11 protein-coding genes and 1 pseudogene are annotated in these 17,205 nt (G+C 67.8%); 6 read left to right on the top strand and 6 right to left on the bottom strand.

What is annotated here, in order from left to right:
• Positions 1-204, top strand: a pseudogene (locus D7X55_RS44720) (hypothetical protein); the annotation flags it as partial.
• Between the two features lie 8 nt (positions 205-212).
• On the opposite strand, the gene D7X55_RS19350 reads toward D7X55_RS44720, so the two are convergent.
• Entirely contained in the window at positions 213-1,022 is an 810-nt protein-coding gene (locus D7X55_RS19350; RefSeq protein WP_199747011.1) for a bile acid:sodium symporter, read from the bottom strand.
• A 336-nt stretch (positions 1,023-1,358) separates the two neighbouring features.
• On the opposite strand from D7X55_RS19350, the gene D7X55_RS19345 reads away from it, so the two are divergent.
• From D7X55_RS19345 to D7X55_RS19325, 5 genes are all read left to right on the top strand, one after another.
• Positions 1,359-3,638 carry an arylsulfatase gene (locus D7X55_RS19345; RefSeq protein WP_233609933.1) on the top strand — a complete coding sequence of 760 codons (2,280 nt, stop codon included), beginning with the start codon at positions 1,359-1,361 and terminating at the stop codon, positions 3,636-3,638.
• A gap of 36 nt (positions 3,639-3,674) precedes the next feature.
• Positions 3,675-4,067 (top strand): MgtC/SapB family protein, encoded by a 393-nt coding sequence (locus D7X55_RS19340; RefSeq protein ID WP_120547187.1) that lies wholly within the window; start codon positions 3,675-3,677, stop codon positions 4,065-4,067.
• A gap of 211 nt (positions 4,068-4,278) precedes the next feature.
• The gene (locus D7X55_RS19335) at positions 4,279-5,961 is read left to right on the top strand and encodes a hypothetical protein (RefSeq protein ID WP_167510779.1); all 1,683 of its coding nucleotides are present in this window, start codon (positions 4,279-4,281) and stop codon (positions 5,959-5,961) included.
• Positions 5,961-7,007, top strand: a complete 1,047-nt coding sequence (locus tag D7X55_RS19330) for a hypothetical protein (protein ID WP_120547169.1) — start codon at positions 5,961-5,963, stop codon at positions 7,005-7,007. The genes D7X55_RS19335 and D7X55_RS19330 overlap by 1 nt, the downstream gene beginning before the upstream one ends.
• 11 nt (positions 7,008-7,018) lie before the next feature.
• Positions 7,019-8,599, top strand: a complete 1,581-nt coding sequence (locus D7X55_RS19325; protein WP_199747010.1) for a DUF1501 domain-containing protein — start codon at positions 7,019-7,021, stop codon at positions 8,597-8,599.
• 1,260 nt (positions 8,600-9,859) lie between these two features.
• Here the strand turns inward: D7X55_RS19325 and D7X55_RS19310 are convergent.
• The 5 genes from D7X55_RS19310 to D7X55_RS44170 all read right to left on the bottom strand — a co-directional run bounded on the left by D7X55_RS19310 (position 9,860) and on the right by D7X55_RS44170 (position 16,877).
• On the bottom strand, positions 9,860-11,101 hold the full coding sequence (locus D7X55_RS19310; protein WP_121723837.1) for a hypothetical protein: 1,242 nt from the start codon (positions 11,099-11,101) through the stop codon (positions 9,860-9,862).
• Positions 11,098-13,299 carry an AAA family ATPase gene (locus tag D7X55_RS19305; protein ID WP_121723836.1) on the bottom strand — a complete coding sequence of 734 codons (2,202 nt, stop codon included), beginning with the start codon at positions 13,297-13,299 and terminating at the stop codon, positions 11,098-11,100. Before D7X55_RS19305 ends, D7X55_RS19310 begins: the two co-directional genes overlap by 4 nt.
• Positions 13,300-14,079: 780 nt before the next feature.
• Positions 14,080-14,283: a hypothetical protein gene (locus tag D7X55_RS42935; protein ID WP_147468193.1), complete on the bottom strand. Its 204-nt coding sequence runs from the start codon at positions 14,281-14,283 to the stop codon at positions 14,080-14,082.
• 89 nt (positions 14,284-14,372) lie between these two features.
• The gene (locus D7X55_RS19300) at positions 14,373-15,722 is read right to left on the bottom strand and encodes a kelch repeat-containing protein (protein WP_158626394.1); all 1,350 of its coding nucleotides are present in this window, start codon (positions 15,720-15,722) and stop codon (positions 14,373-14,375) included.
• Between the two features lie 405 nt (positions 15,723-16,127).
• Positions 16,128-16,877, bottom strand: coding sequence for a hypothetical protein (locus D7X55_RS44170; RefSeq protein ID WP_199747009.1), 750 nt, complete (start codon positions 16,875-16,877; stop codon positions 16,128-16,130).
• Between the last annotated feature and the right edge of the window lie 328 nt (positions 16,878-17,205).

Here is a 17,205-nt window from a genome sequence, read left to right as displayed (position 1 = left end):
GGTGAGGGTGACTTGAAGGAAGGCAAGGGACATGGGGAAGGCACCGGCTTTGGACTGAGCGCGCGCCCGGCCGGTGCCTTCGTCATTCGAGGAGACAGGGTGTCGTGGCAGCCCGTCATCGAGCCCACGCGCATCATCCTCGGCTTCCAGGTGCTGGCGGGAGTCGCGCTGCTCGCCTACACGCTATCCGTGTCGCATCGGTGAGCCGTGCCCTACGTTACAGGTGCCCGGCGCAAAACCCTGACGCGGCTGCGTCGCGCGAGGAGCCACGCAATCGGGAAGAGGACCGCGAACCCGACCAGCGAGGAGACGACGACCATCACTTCGGCGTCCTGATTCCCCATCCCCTGGGTGGCCACCACCATCGCCGCGGCGATGTTGCGTTGTCCGGTGCCCAGACCCAACACCACATGTCCTCCGCGGTACTCACGGCCAAGGACCCAGCCGACGCCGAAGGCGCCCGGAATCAGGATCAGCGGAGCGAGGATGGCACCTGTGCGGATGATGCGCACGACGCCCCCGAAGTTGGCCACGAGGGTCGCGGCGATCAGCACGGCCAACGCCACCAAGGCGAGCTTGCCCAACCCGGGCCGCAGCCGTTGCGCCAGCGTCGGGTGCCGGGCCCGGACGTAGAGCCCCGCGCCCAAAGGGAGAATCATCGTCCACAGCAGTGGCAGCGCGATGGCCGCCGGACGCACGCTCACGTCCGGTACCATCCGTGGAACCATCAGGGGCATGTAGAGGACGGTGGCCAGCATGAGGAGCACCGTCAGTGACGCGCTCAACGGCATGTTGCCGCCCGCGACCGCGGTGAGCCTCACGAGGAAGAGCGCCCCCGCCCCTGTGCCGATGAGCATGACGCCGGTGGCGTAGGACCTGTCCAGGGGAAGCACCTGCACCACGCCATACGCGAGCAGTGGGACGAGGACGAAGTTCGCCAGCAGCGCACGCATGAGCCCACGCGAGTCGCGCAGCGGGCCCAACAGCTCGCGAAGCGTATGGCTCAGTCCGACGGTGAGCATGGTGCAAACGGAGAACACCAGGATCCCGATGCTTGCCAGCGCCTGAAGGAGTCCAACCCCCATGCGTTGAAGGTCACGGTGCCCGTATGAAACCGCAAGGTCTCCGGGACGGCCGCGCGACCAGGCCGCCGGGCAAGGACTCGCCTGCGCGCCCCGCGTGAGCGTCACACAGGCGGATGGCCGGGCCGGACCCGTGGCTTGCAGTCCTGTTCGTCGTCCTCATCTCTCAGGAGGAGGCGCGCGACGATGGCGAGGAAGAAGGGGCGGGCTCCAAGGCGGATTGAACGGGACACATACCCGAGGCCCGAGCACCGCTTCCCGAATGCAAGGATTGGAATGACCTGGAGGGATTCGCAACCCGACTCCCCCGGCTTCCAGAAGGCGCCGCCGGGCGCGCCGAACATCGTGCTCGTGCTGCTGGACGACGTGGGCTACGGGTGGCCGAGCAGCTACGGCGGGCTCGTGCGCATGCCCACCTCGGAGCGGCTGGCGAAGCAGGGCCTCACCTACTGCCAGTTCCACACCACCGCGCTCTGCGCGCCCACCCGGGCGGCGCTGCTCACCGGCCGCAATCACCACTCGGCGTCCTTCGGGGTGGTGGGGGAGATGGCCACCGGCTATCCGGGCTACAGCGGAATCCTCTCGCGGAGCTGCGCGACCATCGCGGAGCTGCTTGCCCCCAACGGCTACGCCACCGGTTGGTGGGGAAAGAACCACACCACTCCGCTGAACCAGGCCTCCGCCGCGGGGCCCTTCACGCACTGGCCCACCCGGCGCGGCTTCGACTACTTCTACGGGTTCCTCGGCGGAGGGACGGATCAGTTCTATCCAGCGCTCTACCGGAACACGACGCCCGTCAATCCCACGGGCACGCCGGAGCAGGGCTACCAGCTCACCCGGGACCTCGCGAACGACTGCATCGCCTGGATGCGAACGCAGAAGGCCATCGCTCCGGAGAGACCGTTCTTCGTGCACTTCGCCCCCGCCGCGGCGCACGGCCCGCACCAGCCGCCTCTCGACTGGCGCGGGCGGAATGCCGGCCGCTTCGACATGGGCTGGGACCGCTACCGCGAAGTCGTCCACCAGCGACAGCTCGAAATGGGCGTCATCGCCCCGGGCACGAGGCTGACCTCAAGGCCGGATGAGATACCGGCCTGGGACAGCCTCGATGCCCAGGCGCAGGCGCTGCTCCGCGTCCAGGCGGAGAACTACGCGGACTACCTGGAGCACTGCGACCACGAAGTGGGCCGGCTGGTCCAAGCGCTCGAGGAGCTGGGCGAGTTCGAGAACACGCTCTTCCTCTACATCCTCGGCGACAACGGCTCGAGCGCGGAGGGGTCGCTGACGGGGACCCCCAACGAGACCGCCAGCATGCAAGGCATTGAACCGCCCATCGAAGCGAGCCTCGCGCGGATGGGGGAGTGGGGGCTGCCGGGAACCACGCCGCATTACGCGGTGGGATGGGCCTGGGCCGGGGACACCCCGTTCCAATGGATGAAACAGGTGGCGTCCCATTTCGGGGGCACCCGCAACGGGATGATCGTGAGCTGGCCCGCGTGGATCGCCGACAAGGGCCAGAAGCGCTTCCAATTCCATCACGTCATCGACGTCGTCCCCACGCTCCTGGAGGCCGTGGGAATCCGCGAGCCGGTCAGCGTGGATGGCGTGCCGCAAAAGCCCATCGAAGGCGTGAGCATGGCGTACACCTTCGACCGGGCCAACGCGGAGGCGAAGAGCCCGCGCACCACGCAGTACTTCGAGATGCTGGGCAACCGCGCGCTCTATCACGACGGTTGGATTGCCTGCTGCCGGCACGGGCGGCTCCCCTGGGTCACCCGGGGCAGTGCCCGCTTCGAGGAGGACACCTGGGAGCTGTACCACCTGGATGAGGACTTCAGTCAGTCCGAGGACCTGGCGGCCCGCCATCCCCAGAAGCTGCGCGAGCTTCAGGACCTGTTCCTGCTGGAGGCGGCGAAGCACGACGTGTTCCCGCTGGATGATCGCTTCGCGGAGCGCGCGGATGTGAGCTTGAGGCCGGGCTTCTTCGCCGGCCGCAGGCGGCTGCTCCTTCCCTCGGGCCTGGTGAGGCTCCCGGAGAGCAGCGGCCCCAAGCTGGCGAACGTCGACCACACCATCACCCTTCACGCGAGGCTTCCCGAGAGTGGCGCCGAGGGCGTACTGGTGTGCCTGGGAGGAGATACCGCGGGGTGGAGCCTGTTCGTGGAGGACGGGCGGATGCGCTACCACTACAACTGGTTCGGGTTCGAGCGCTTCGACGTCCTCTCCGGGACAGCACTCCCTGGCGGTGATGCCGAGCTCCGGATGGAGTTCACCTGCGAGACGCCGGGGACACCCGGAGGGCCCGCCATGGTGCGGCTCCTCTGCGACGGCACCGTGGTGGGGGAGGGGCGGATCGCCAGACAGGTGCCCGGGTACTTCGGCCTCGGCGAGACGCTCGATATCGGAGAGGACACGCTCTCCCCGGTCTGGCCCGGCTACCGCGACCGTTTGCCCTTCCGCTTCAACGGGGTCATCGACCGGGTGGAGTTCGAGCTCCGAGAGGCCGCGCCACGCAGCATGACGGAGCTGCTCGAGGAACAGCTCCATCAGGACTGAGGTTCCACGGTGGAAGGGCTCGGCCTGGATGTGAGCATGTTGGTTCGCCTGGCGGTGGCCTTCGCGCTGGGCTTGCCCGTGGGTTGGGAACGGGATCACCGGGCGCTCTCGCCCGGACTGCGCACGTTCCCGCTCGTCGCCATGGGAGCGTGTGCATTCCTGCTCATCGGGCAGCAGGCCTTCCCCGACGAGGCGCGCGCTCAGGGCTATGTCTTTCAGGCGGTGTTGAGCGGCATCGGTTTCATCGGCGGCGGTGTCATCGTCAAGGGCAGGGGAGAGATCCAGGGGATCGCGACCGCCGTGAGCATCTGGATCACCGCCGCGGTCGGGGCCGCTGTCGCCTACCGGCTCTATTGGCTCGGGGTGGTCCTATCACTCACGACCGTGGCCACGCTGCAGCTGCTGAGGCCGCTCAAGCACCACCCGTAGCCCGGATCTCGCTTCCGTTTCATGGAGTCATGCGCCCGGTGTATTGTTCGTGCATATGCACTGGCACTTGCACTTGAAGCGCGCGGCCCTGCTGGCTGTGCTCTTCGCGGCGTCCGGGCTCACCGGAGTCGACGCGCACGCACAACAATGTGGCCCCGACGCACCTCCCCCCGCCGTCCCTCTCAATGATCAGATGAGCGGCACGCGGGTCTTGCGCCGCCTCGTCCTCGGTCTCACGGGGACGACGCCCACCGCCGAGCAGTACGAGGCGATGGCGGCCGCGACCACGCCCGAGGCGCGGGACTCCATCCTGCGCTCCACGCTCGAGGCCGCGCTCACCTCGCCGAAGTTCTACGAGCGGATGGTGAACTTCGGCCACGAGTGGCTCGCGGTGGGCGCATACACCACCGGCGCGGCGGGTGACGCCTACCAGGGCGACATGTCCGGCCACCTCTTCAAGTGCGCCGCCAACACCGCGCACCCGGGCGCGTACTACGCCGTGCACGAGTTCGGCGATTCGAAGGACCCGGCCAGGCAGTGCCAGGACCAGGACGCCGACGGCAACCCCGCCGTGCCCGAGGTGCACCAGGTGGAGCCCTGGTGGGCGCCGGGCACGACCGTCACCGTGCTCGGCAAGGCCGGCTCCGACGTCACCCAGGTCACCGACAGCAAGGGCCAGCCGGTCGACTGCGGCCTCGCGAACGGCGGCTACTACGACCCCATGCTGCCCCCCGCGTGCGGCTGCGGCCCGAACCTGGTGTGGTGCAGCCCGCTCTACGGCCTCCAGGGCAACAGCAACCACGACTTCGGCATGCAGCGCCGGCACCCCTACGAGGAGCCCGCGCGCCTCTTCGCGCACCTCGCGTGGCATGACCGGCCGCTCTCGGACCTCATCCTCGGAAACTACTCGGTCGGCACCAACTGGCTGCGCGCGCTGTACGTGCGCTTCGGCCGGCAGATGGGCAACAGCGCGCTGGACAAGAACACCACGTGGTGGCGCCCCGACGCGGACAACGCGCCGCGCGACCCGCTGCACCCCACGCCGAATGATCCGCAGGCGTGGCGCGAGTTCGTGGTCGAGGACCTGGAGCCCTTCCACCTCGCGCTCACCCCGGACCGGGCGCGCTCCGGCAGCATCGATCGCACCTACCGCTTCGACCCACGCACCACGACCGACGCGCCCCAGGGCCTCCCTACCGCGGGCGTGCTCACCATGATCGGCTCGCTGTCGTCCTTCCCGCGCGAGCGCGTCCGGGCCGCGCGCTTCCTTGAGATGTTCGCCTGCCAGAGCTTCTCGCCACCGCCCGCGGACGTGCACTTCCCGCCCCTGGAGGTGGACCCCGGCACCGGCGGCACGTGCCTGCACTGCCACCGGACGCTCGACCCCGCGGCCATCTCCTTCAAGCGCTGGGACTTCAACCCGGCCCAGAGCTTCTACGTCCCGTGGCCCTTCATGCCGGGCGTGGGCCGCTACCGCATCACCAAGGAGTGGCTGTCCGGGCAGTACCCGTACACCGGCACCTCGCCGGGTTACCGCTGGAAGAACGCGTTCGTCCCCAACACCCTCCTCACGCCCGTCACCCCCGAGCAGGTGAAGGCCAACCCCGAGGCGGTGCTGCTCGACACGATGCCGGACACGTACACGCTGCTCGGCGAGCACGGCGACGGCACCATGGGGCCGCTCGGCTTCGGGAAGCTCGTCGTGCGCTCCGGCGAGTTCGACCGCTGCGTCGCGCGCAAGATGTATTCGATGTTCATCGGCCGCGACCTGAACCCGGCCACGGAGAAGGGCTTCATCGACAAGCTCGCGCGGGAGTTCGTCGCGGGCGACCGGAAGCTGAAACCCTTCCTCCGATACCTCTTCGAACAGCCCGAGCTGCGGAGGGGCCTGTGATGAACACGTTGCGTTCGACCCTGAGGGGCGCCGCGCTGGCCGCGGTCGCGCTCCTCGCCGTGAGCTGCGACGGGAAGATCTGGGACGCTCCCGGTGACTCCGCGGAGGACCCGGGCGGCGACAGCTGCGCGGCCGTGAGCAAGAACGACGAGATCCGTCTCGCGCTCGCGCCCGCGTGCCAGGGCTGCCACCTCACCGGCAACAAGCCCTTCTTCGCCTCGCTCACCGCCTTCGAGAACGGGCTCGTCTACAACGAGAAGTACGTGAAGCGCGGCGACCCCGGGAACAGCATGCTCATCCAGCTGCTGAACGGCGTGGCCCCCGGCAGCTATCCCCAGATGCCGCCCGGGCAGCCGTACAACGAGCTCGTCAGCAGCGGCCGCGTCACGCTGACCATCGCGCAGGTGGAGGACTGGATTCGCAACCTGCCGGCCACGCCCGCGCAACTGGAGGCCCCCGTGGCCGGGGAGTTCAGCGTCCGCCGGCTCACCGCCGAGGAGATGATCCTCAGCCTGATGGATCAGCTCGGGCTCACCCTCGAGGACTTCGTCAGCACCACCGACCCCAACTGGCGCAACAAGCCGTACGTGGCGAACGGTGGCAAGTTCTTCATCTGGCCCGGGGACTGGGCCCCCGGCATCTCGGGCGAGTACGTCTCCGACTCGCGCAGCGTCGAGCGCTTCGAGGCGCTCGGCGGCGGCAATTCGCTCCTGTACCGCAAGCGGGACGTGGGCTTCGGTCCGTCCGCCGCGCAGACGCTGGTGCAGATGTCCCAGGCGTGGTGCGCGCGCGCCGTGGACAAGAAGAACAACCCGGCGGTGCTGCGCTACGTGACGCTCGCCGACACCTCCAGGAGCAACCCGGACGCGGTGCGGAAGAACCTGGGCTCGCTCTACCTGCGCATGCTCGGCCAGCCGCCCTCGGACGCGGAGGCCAAGGTGCTGTACGAGCAGGTCTACCTGCCGCTGGAGGCGCAGAACACGCGCCTCGCCTGGATTGGCGTCTGCGCGGCGCTCATCCGTCACCCGATGTGGATCACCTACTGAGCGAGGACACCATGCCGAACACCTCTCGTCGCACCCTGCTCAAGTGGGCCCTCGGCGCGGGACAGCTCGCGCTCCTCGAGCGCGCGGGGCTCCTCGGTTCGAGCACCGCGCACGCCGCGGACGTCGACGTCCCCTCGCGCCTCGTGGTGCTCTACATCCCCGGCGGCTACCGGCCGGCGTACTACTTCACCCCGATGGAGGACGCGGACATCCCGCTCTGCGTCCCCACGCCCTCCAACCACAGCGGCGAGCCCGTCTTCTTCCAGGCGAACCAGCTGGTGAACCTCGCGCCTCCGAACGGCTCCTACAAGCCGCTGCGGACGTGGCAGTCGTGGAACCCCGCCGACCCGGCCGCGCGCGGCAGCTACAGCCCGCTCATGTACGGCTACCAGCACTTCGCGCTGGCGGATCAGCTCAGCGTGCTGCACGGCATCGACCAGGGCACCAACGACCACTCGAGCGCGTTCATCTCCGCGATGTGCGGTGTCGCGGGCGCGGACTACCGGGCGCCCGCCGTGCACTCGGTCATCGCGAACCACCTGTACGAGAAGTACCGCGAGAGCCGGCCGCTGCCCTTCGTCGTCGTCACCGGAGAGCGCGGCATGCCGGTGGGCATGGGGCTGCCCTCCCACGCCTCGCCCCTGCGCGTGCCATCCATCGAGGCGCTCAAGCCGATGCTCTCGGCGAAGCCCTCGGACAACGCGTGGTGGACGGGGCTCGACGCGCGCACCGAGGCGCCCGAGCTGGACGCGCGCGGGAAGCCCACCGGGGGCAACCTGAAGACGACGGCCATCGAGCGCTTCTCGCTGACGCGCGCCCAGCAGCTCCTGGGCCGCTCGACGGCGAAGGTGGACAACTACCTGGAGGGGCTGCACGGCTCGCTGTCGTCGGTGTCGCGCGTGCTTGCGACGGACGTCGTGTCCGTGCTGGAGAAGACCCAGGGCATCGAGATGATGACCTCGAACCGCCCCGCGTACCTGTCGAGCTACCTGTCCAACCAGTCGTTCACGTACTCCTTCGGCCTCGCGAACTTCCACCTCACGGGGCTCGACGCGCGCATGGACATGGCGCTGCGCCTGCTCAAGGCGGACCTCTGCACCTCGGTGCACGTCTCGCTGCAGCAGGACTTCGACACGCACAGCGGCCTGGGCCATGGCTACAGCTGCGCGCACGGCCGCGGGATGATGGACAACGTCGCGCGCTTCCTCGGCGAGCTCAAGGCCGCGCCCGCGCCCGGCAAGCCCGGCAAGACGCTGCTCGACGACACGCTCGTGCTGGTGATGAGCGAGTTCGGCCGGAGCTGGGCCTCGCGGAGCAGCGACGGCAGCTACTACCTGCCGGACGATCACCACCCCTACACGTCCATCTGCTTCGCGGGCGGGAACGTGGCGGGGAACCGGCAGGTGGGCTCGTACACGACGCGAGGGCTCGGAGTCCCGGTGGACATCATCGAGGAGAACGGCCAGGCCTCGAAGCGCGTGCCCCGCTCCGCGGACGCGGTGACGACCGCGCTGCGCATCCTGGGCATGGAGGCGCACGAGTTCTTCATCCCCGGCGGTTATGGCGAAGTCCTGGGGCTCCGGAAGGCGTAGTCCCGACCGGGCGAGTGGATGGCCCAGGGTGCAGGGAGAGCACCCTGGGCGTTCATTCTCCGGTGAATCCTGTTGCCCTGGGAGACCCCTCTCAGCGCCGTTCCCCGGCGTTCAGGAGGAGGACGGCACCCCGCAGCAGGCAGGGCCTGGAGCGGCGATGCCGCTACGGGGCGCGCTGGGGCTGGAGCGGTTGTCACGAGTGCAGGATGGCTGCATCGCCTGGCGGATGAAGCGCCCGCTGCCGGACGGCACCACGCGCCCGCTCTTTGCCGGGCTGGGACTTTTACGGCGTGTGGCGTCGCTGGCGCCTGCGCCTCGGACAAACCTCACGAGGTTCCACGGCGTCTTCGCTCCAGGCGCGCAACTGCGGCCATTTTTGGTCCCCCAAGCAGAAGAGGAGGAGGCCGCGAGTGGACTGGGAGGGGTTGCTCAGGAGGACGTTCGACTTCGACATGTTCGTCTGTGTGAGGTGTGGAGGCAGGCGGCGGGTCTTGGCATACGTGAAGCAAGCCGCAGGGGTGCGAGCGATTTTGGAGTACCTGGGATTGCTGCGGCCGGTGCGAGCCTGGCCCCGGCGTGAGGGCCACCCCAGGCCGCAGTGTGTTGAGGCTTACGCAGCCCCAGCGCCAACAGGCCCAGGCTTCTGCCGCGCACCTCATGGGAGGGCGAGCTGGGCAGGCGTGTCCCTCAAGGGGCTCAAGCGGCTTCTCAACCGACCGGGTGCGCTGCTCGGGCGGCCCCTGTCAGCAGCCCTCCTCGGCCCCGGCGCTCCAGCACGCCACCCCTCAACAGGCATTCCATCCTTCCTATATTCCGAGAGGAGTTGAACACCCGCGTGGAGGATGAAGCGACGCTGCAGGAGATTCTCGAGCGCACGGGCTTCGCGAAGAGCGAGTGCATCGCGAGGGAGGTCGCCTGGCACGTGCTCGGCAATGCCACCCTTCGATTCAAGCAGTTGCCATGCATGGACCTGCTCGCCGAAGTGGAGGGCGTCCCCGAGGCCATCGAGCGAGCCATCCATGCGACGGGGATTTCCCCGCGAGCAGTTCACCGCGGAGCCACTGAAGGAATTCACCCGTCGCTTCGAGGCGCGGACCGGAACGCAAGCCTTGCTGGAGTGGCCTGTGCCCGACGTCAGCGACTTCGCCGTCCCCCGGCGCCCCTCCATCACAGCTCAATGGGATTGAAGTCAGTCAGGTGGGCAATGGGATGTCCTTCGCTCAGCCCCAGAGAGCCGCGCCGTGAGTGGGAGGGGCTTGCTCAAGGGTTCGGATTGGCAAAGCCGTCGATCAGTCCCTCCAGGACGGCCCTCGGGACCCACTGGCTCCAGCCCACCGCGACGACGTCGTCCTCGCGCCGAGGAGCGCCGACGATGGCACCTTCACTCGACACCACGAGGATGGCCTTGGGCCAGCCGGACAGGTCTTTAGCGTACTCCGCGCGGTAGAGCAGCGCCTGCTGATAGCCCTGCTTGAGATAGTCCATCTTGTCCGAGTACTTCACCTCGACAATCACGGCTCGGACGCGCTGGCCAGCGCGCAGCAGCTCCAGCGTGATGTCCGGGCGGAAGCGCCCCTGCTCTCCGAAGTAGTGCTGGATGCCCCGATCCCGGGCCCCCAATTCATTGAAGATCGCGTGGTTGTAGTGGATGCGGAGGCTGTTGCCGTTGGCGGAGAACTCGAAGACGTGACTGCGGTCCTTCTCGATCAACGCGCGACTGACCGTGAGGTTCTCCGGGCCCAGTGCCGCTTCAATCTCACGGCCCAGCCGGATCAGGACCGCGAGCTCGAAGCGAACCGATTCCTCCAGGGGAAGAAGTGCCCCCGCCGCCACTAGGCCGTGGAGATCAACGGACGCGCTCGATTCGATGTCCTTCATGGACTCGTGGAGCCGGAGCGCGAGCTTGTAGGCGGGATGGAGCGCCGTTCGTGCGGCCTGTTCATGCCGGGCTTCGATGGACTGCGGCGAGACCTCCCGTAGCAAGCTCGAATCCAGGGTGTGCCGGATCCGGTCGGAAGACCCCCGAAAGCCTTGGGCCCAGCCCCGTTTCGTGTCCTTAGCGAATGCACCGCTGTCCTCCAGCCGCGCCAGGACCTGCGTCAACCGGCGGGCCACGTCGACGAGCAGGGCGTTCTCGGGCAGGTCGAAGTCACGCGTGCGGATACGGGAGACGATGCGCGGTGGACCTCCCGCTAGGTTCTTCCGGAACGTCCCGGGCACATCCAGGCGCCCCCGGATCTGACCGGCACTATCCACCTGCTCCATCTCCGTGCGCGAAGGGAGGACGCGCGCCACAGCGGGAAGCTCCCTGGAGAACTCGCGCACCTCCTTTGCGACGGGAGCGAGCGCGCTCGCGGCGAGCAGGAGCTTCAGTGTGTCGCTCTTGCCCGTGATCCGGTCGAGGAACCGTGAGGCGGCCTCCCGCGTAAGGGCATGATGTCCCGCCGAGGGAAGCAGGTATCCCGGAAAGTACTTCTTCAGCTCCTCTTCCCAGGTGCTCATGCCGGAGGAAGGGTCGCGGACGGGAACAGGTCCTGGAACCGAGCGCGGAGCTCCGCGAGGGCATCAGGCGGAGCCCAGTCCCGGGTGTTCTCGTGAAGGAGGCGGAAGACCTCGAGGGCCTTGTCGGTGTCGAGGCCTTCCAGCTGCGGCAGCAGGAAGAGGGCAAGGGCCTCCGCGAAGCCAGTCCCCGCTGCGTCACGGTGCCGTTGGTAGCGGACCATGTCGATGGCGACGGCGGGCCCCAGCGCGCGCTGGGTGAGCAACCCCGCGACGCGGAAGAGGCGCTTCATTCGCTCGAGGGCTTCGGCCGGAAGCGGTGGGAGGGCGGTGCCTTCCGATCCGGCATGGTCATCCAGGAGCTGGGCATAGACGCTGTCGGGGGGCGGCCCCATGAACACGACCGCGAAGCGGCGCTGAACGGCATAGGACAGGCGGAACAACGACGTCTTGTCCCAGGTGTTCATGGTCGCGAGGACGCGGAAGGTGGGAGGCATCCTGTGGGAGTCGCCCTCCCCTGGGCCAATGGAGATGGTGAGACCGTTCGGCTGCGTGAAGGGCGTATCCGTCCGCCCACCCGACAGGACGGTCATCAGCTCCCCGAAGGACCGGTCGATGTCCGCGCGGTTGATTTCATCCAGGAGGAGCCACTTCCGCTGATCGAGCGCGCGCAGGAACACACCCGGCCTGAATGCGAATTGGCCGTCCTTGCCCATCGCGTAGCCACCGATGGTGTCGAATGTGCTCCAGTCCGCGGAGGCCGTGGCCACGAAGGCCCCATGGCAATAGCCCGCGTCCCGGGCGCTCTCCACGACCGCCGTCGCGAGCTCCGTCTTGCCGGTGCCGGGAGGCCCCACCAGCAGCAGGTGCTTTCCGGAGCGAAGCGCGGCGCAAAGCTGGGCGACCAGTGACTCCGGAACCCGCAGTTGGTGCTTCTGGATCAACGTCTGGAGGTGCACCAGTTGCAGGTCGAGCCCGGAATCCAACCAGCGCTGCGGATCGGCTGGCAGGGGAGAGACGGGGCCTTCAGGCCCGACGTCCTCTCCCGCCAGTTCCGGCGGTGCTTCGTCCACGACCGTTATGTCGCCAGGCATCCCCAGTGGCACCCAACGAGGGCTCTCAGGGTCGAGGTAGGGCTGGCCTTCAATTACGTCAGGCAGGTTCTTCGCGAGGAACGGCAACTTGAGGAGGGCCAGATGGGCGAGCCGACGGAAGACGACGTCGGGTGAGGGCACGATCTGCCCGCCGGGCAGCTGGATCCTAAATGCATCGAGGCTCGACTCCGAGGCACGAGGCAATCCAGAGTCCCGAAACAGGGCCTTGATGGTGCTGATACGCCACAGCCGGCGCTGCTGCTCCTGGGGATCGTCCGGGATGCGATTGATGAGACTGGCGAGGGCGGAGTATTCGACCTCGGAGCCAACACCTTCCCGCAAGTGGGCGGCCACGTTCACCCATACCAGTTGCTGAGAGGTGCCGGGAATGCTGAACAGGATTGAAACCAGCCCTCCGTATGGCGTTCCCGCAGCCAGTCGAGCCACCACGAAGATTTGAGTGTGACCTGTCGACCAGTCACAGTCGAGGAGAAGAGACTGGGGCCAGGGCCCGTCGCGTTTCTCATCGAGTCCCCAGACGTTGCCGGGCCAGGGGCCGTTGAACATTCGGGTCGGAGTGATCTGGATCTCCACTCCCCCAATGTTCACGTTGAATGGCATCGCGGCGTCAAGAATGGAGCGGGCAGCCGCAAGCGCCAGCGAATTGGCATTGGGAATAAGGTTCAGATGCCGCAGGTGAGCGGGGACGATCTGCATGGCCGCCAGGAGGTCAACGTCCTTGACGGCCCAATGGGTACGGTTCAACTCAAAGGCGTGCCCGATTCCCAGTCCGACCCTGTTTTCCACCAGGTCATCACGACTGAGAGAAGGGGCCTGTGGGTCGATCTGGTATGTGAAAGTAACTCCACCGGGACTGGCGGCGATCCTCGTGATTCGGCCAAGCCTCGCGGGAAGGTCGACCTTCTCCTCGTATGCAAAGAGCGTCGGATACGAACACAGCTTGGCGACTGCCTCGGGATCGAGTTTCTTGAACTGAGCGCTGATGTACTCTTCCGTGTATTCAAGAAAGCGACTTCGTTCGCATGTATAGGTCCTTGAGGGCGAATCCCATTCACCCGCAAGAGCGACCACGAGCAAGTTGTACATTCAGATTCCTGGGAGCTGACGACAGACGCGCCACGAGGAAATGCTCTACTGGCGGGGTGGCGAAATCAAGCGACGGGGCCTCCTGACGACAACGCGTCACGAGGCCCACGTGGGACGATTCAGGCCTCGTTACGGGCAGAACTCGAAGGGACTGAGGTAGGCATCACCACCGCAGCCGCACTCTCTGCCGAAGGGGCAGGGGTTGCCCGGGCACTCCGCGTAGTCCTGACAGGTACTGGGCTGGCATCCCCTCCGCTTAAGCTGTAGGTGGTGACGTCGCGGACCTGGTAGCCTGGGCCACAGGTGGTGCTGCGGATGCAGCTGCTCCAGGCGCCGTACTGGGGTCCGGGGCAGTTGACGGGGGCCCCGCCGCAGCTCTGCGTCTCCGTGTAGCTGGAGGGGCTGCATCCGCTACCCGAACACTCATACCTATACTCAGCGCCTGGAGTTCCTCGGCGGACCAGTCCTGTCCGCCCACGAGCCGCGCGAGAAGGAAGGGCCATGCCCCGAAGCGGTCCTGTCCCAGGTAGTACGCGTGGAAGAGGTCCACCCGGGCTGCCCGTGCCATCAACACCGGGATGGCGGAGTCGGAGGAGACCAACGGGCCCGTCTCCAGGCCCGGCCGCAGCAGGACCAGGGCGAGCCCCAGCGACAGCGCCCAGCCCAGCAGCGCCAGGGTTCCCGCGGAGGAAGGCATTGACGCGCGGGGGAGGGGATGGCGGACTTCAATGCCAGGCGTGGCCGCCCCACGAAGGTCAGCTCACCTTCGCACGCGGTCGATCACAGGGTGCAGATGACGGTGTTGTTGCCGCTCAGGTACGGAAGGGTCTTGCTGCAGTTGTAGGAGCCGTACGTGCTGGTGACCCGGTACGGCGAATGGCAGGTCGTGCCGCACGAGGTGAAGGACGAGCCCGAGGTGAAGCTGCTGCTGTCTGGGATGTCATTGACCATCCGCTTCGGAGCAGTACCGGGGTTGGCGGGCACGGGACATCGCCGTGCCGCCAGTGGCTCCAGGCCCGGGGTGAAGCGGCCCTACGCATCCGTAAGTGGGCCGGACGCGTCGGGCCCCGTGGCTACTGCGCGACGCAGCCGGGCTGCGTGATGACGCAGTTGCTGTTGGCCTCGCTGACACAGATGCTGTCCCAGGCCGAGTTGCAGCAGAACGGATCGATCGTGCACACCTTGTTCGCGCAGGTGCCGCAGCTGTTGCTCAGCGCGGTGCCAGACGTGCACACGTCATGGGCGCAGGAGGAGGGAGCGCCCGTTCCACAGACGTTGTTGGTGCACGTCAGCCCCGAGCCACAGGTGCCGCAGCTCAGCGTGCCGCCACAGCCGTTGGAGAGGGTGCCGCAGTTCTTGCCCTGCGCGGCGCACGTCGTCGGCGTGCACGGCGGAGGGGACAGGTCGAACTTCTCGATGCTGGCCAGCGGCACCATGGAGCCCGTGCTGCTGGTGCCCGTTCCTCCCAGGAACAGGACGCGGCCGTCCGGCAGCGCGACAGTGGGATGGTTCCTGCGCGACTGCGCGAGCGACCCCACCGTGCCCCAGGCGCCGGTGGAGGGCGTGTACAGCTCCACCGTGGTGTTGTTGTAGGAGCCACCTGCCAGGACGATGGTGCCGTTGGGGCGCATGACGGACGGCGCGGAGAAGTGCTGGACCGCCGTGTTCCCGGTGTTCGTCCAGACGTTGGTGGCCGGGTCGTACGCCTCCGTCATCTGCTCGGTGCCGACGGCGAGCGCCTTCCCGTTGGAGAGCAGGTGGAGGGTGTGGTCACTTCGGGCGTAGTTCATTGACGCCACGACCGTCCAGGTGCCCGTGGAGGGCGTCCAGAGCTGGGCGAGGCTGGTGGTGGCGCCGCCGCCCGAAAGGAGCACGCGCCCATCCGCGAGCCGCACTGCGGAGTGGAAGCCCATCGCGGAGGGGAGCGAGCCCGTGGCGGTCCAGGTGTTCGCGACCGGATCGTAGAGGTGCGCTGACGTGCCGCCCGACGTACCGCCCACGCCGCCCACCACCAGCACCCGCCCATCCGAGAGCAGCGTGGCGCTGTGTCCGTAGCTGATGCGGGGCAGGGGGGCCACGGTGGTCCAGGTGTTCGTGGCGGGCTGATAGCGCTCGACCGAGGACAGGATGGCGCTCGGCCCGATGCCGGCCACGATGAGCACGCTGCCGTCCTGCAACAGCGTGGCGGTATGCGAGCGGCGCGCGAAGCTCAGCGAGGGACCGGCGCTCGACGTGGCGGTGGCCGGGTCATACAGCTCCGTGGTCGCGGTCTCCGTGGGAGTCCCGCCGCCCACCACCAGCACCTTGCCATTGGAGAGCAGCGTGGCGGTGTGTTGATAACGCGCCGTCAGCAGGGAGCCAGCGGGATACACGGTGAGCGCGGAGGACTGGGACGCCTCGACGGCGGGTGCCTCCGTCTCCACGGGCTCGACTTCGGGGCTGCACGCGAAACACAGAAACAGGGGAACAAGAACCAATGTCTTGCAAGAAGACAGGGACATGCGGTGCTCCTGGGGGTGAGCTCGCAAGCCTTGCAGGGGCGTCTGACGCCAACGAAATCAAACCGCGAGGTGTCAGATGACTCAGGCTCTTCGCTTCGCCTTCGCGATATGCATCGTCGGTCTGCGCTGTCCACGCTGGACCAGGGCTTCGAGGTCTACGTCATCGCGGACGCCTGCGGTGACGTCTCCCCGAAGCCCAAGAGCGCGCCGTGGCGAGCGATTAGGGCGCACCTGGGATTGCTCCAAGAGAGAGACGGCCTTCGGGAGGGCGGAGGCAGAACTCCCAAGACTGAGCCGCCCCGGGCGCGGCTCCGCGGGGAGGAGCGCTCAATGGGCTTCAGCGGCGCGGAGCCCCCGGCACACCGACGTGGAGTGGTGTGCCGGATCGAGCGCGTCAAAGGCCGCGTTCCCGACGGCAAGAAGGCCCCGCTGCGGAATGTAGAAGTCCCCGAGCCGGGCCTGGGGTGTGACGGGTCCCACGTCCGTCACCACGCGCTCGCCCACCACGAGTCGGGCCGACTTGACGACCCAGACCTTGCGCGGATTGGCGATGAAGCGCTGGTGGTTGGGCGCCTCGCCCGCCATGGCGAGCCTGCCGGCGTGGAGCAAGGGGCCCGCGACGTGCGACATGCGCTCGAGAACGCTCGGGTTGCGCCACGCCCACTCCGGAAGGCCCGCCGCCATCAGGTTCAGCGCCCTGCTCGCCAGGGTATTGCCGACGACGACTTCAGCACGGAGGCGAGCCTCGGGAATACGCACCACCAGCGTGTCCTCCGCGGTCCACACCATCTCAATCGGGCTCACCACCGCCCGTTCGACCGCCTCCCCGAAGTAGCGGGTACAGGCCGTCGCGGGGCTCACATCCGCGTAGAACGTCCAGGCTCCATCGGGAGCACGGTGCCAGACGGACGTATAGCCGGGCCCAATGGATGACGCGGGGAAGCGCCGGGTGGCCAGGATGTCGCCCGAGCGGAACGTCAGCCCCATGAGCCCCCACCCCGAGAAGCGCTCCATGGCGCCCGGCAGGAGGTGGGCCCCTGCTTCCGCTCGCATCACGGCTTCGCGTGCTTCGCTCATTGTCTCATCCTCCCCTCGACAGCATGAGGATGAGCGACCTCAGGAGGAAGGCTCGCGATGCTGGAAGCCGTGATGCGAGCGTCCGCCCGCCCCAGCACTTTTCGTCGTCACCTTCCCCGGGGCCGAGAGGGCATGTCAGACCGGTGAGGTGCAATCTCCCCGGCGGGGGCGAGCGGCTGCGCCACGACCTGAAACCTTGGATGTCAAGGACCGGGGGCATGGATCGCGTGAGGGTCGGCCAAGCGGATCGCCCTGGTGAGTTCGTCAGGGAGCCGGTGCTCGAGTTCGCGGCGCTGACGAGATTGGGGTCGGCCAAGCGGATCGCCCT

It is taken from the genome of Corallococcus sp. AB049A (assembly GCF_003668885.1).
GTDB lineage: Bacteria > Myxococcota > Myxococcia > Myxococcales > Myxococcaceae > Corallococcus > Corallococcus interemptor.
The sequence above is the reverse complement of the archived record's forward strand: the minus strand, read 5'-3'. Positions and strand labels throughout refer to the sequence as shown.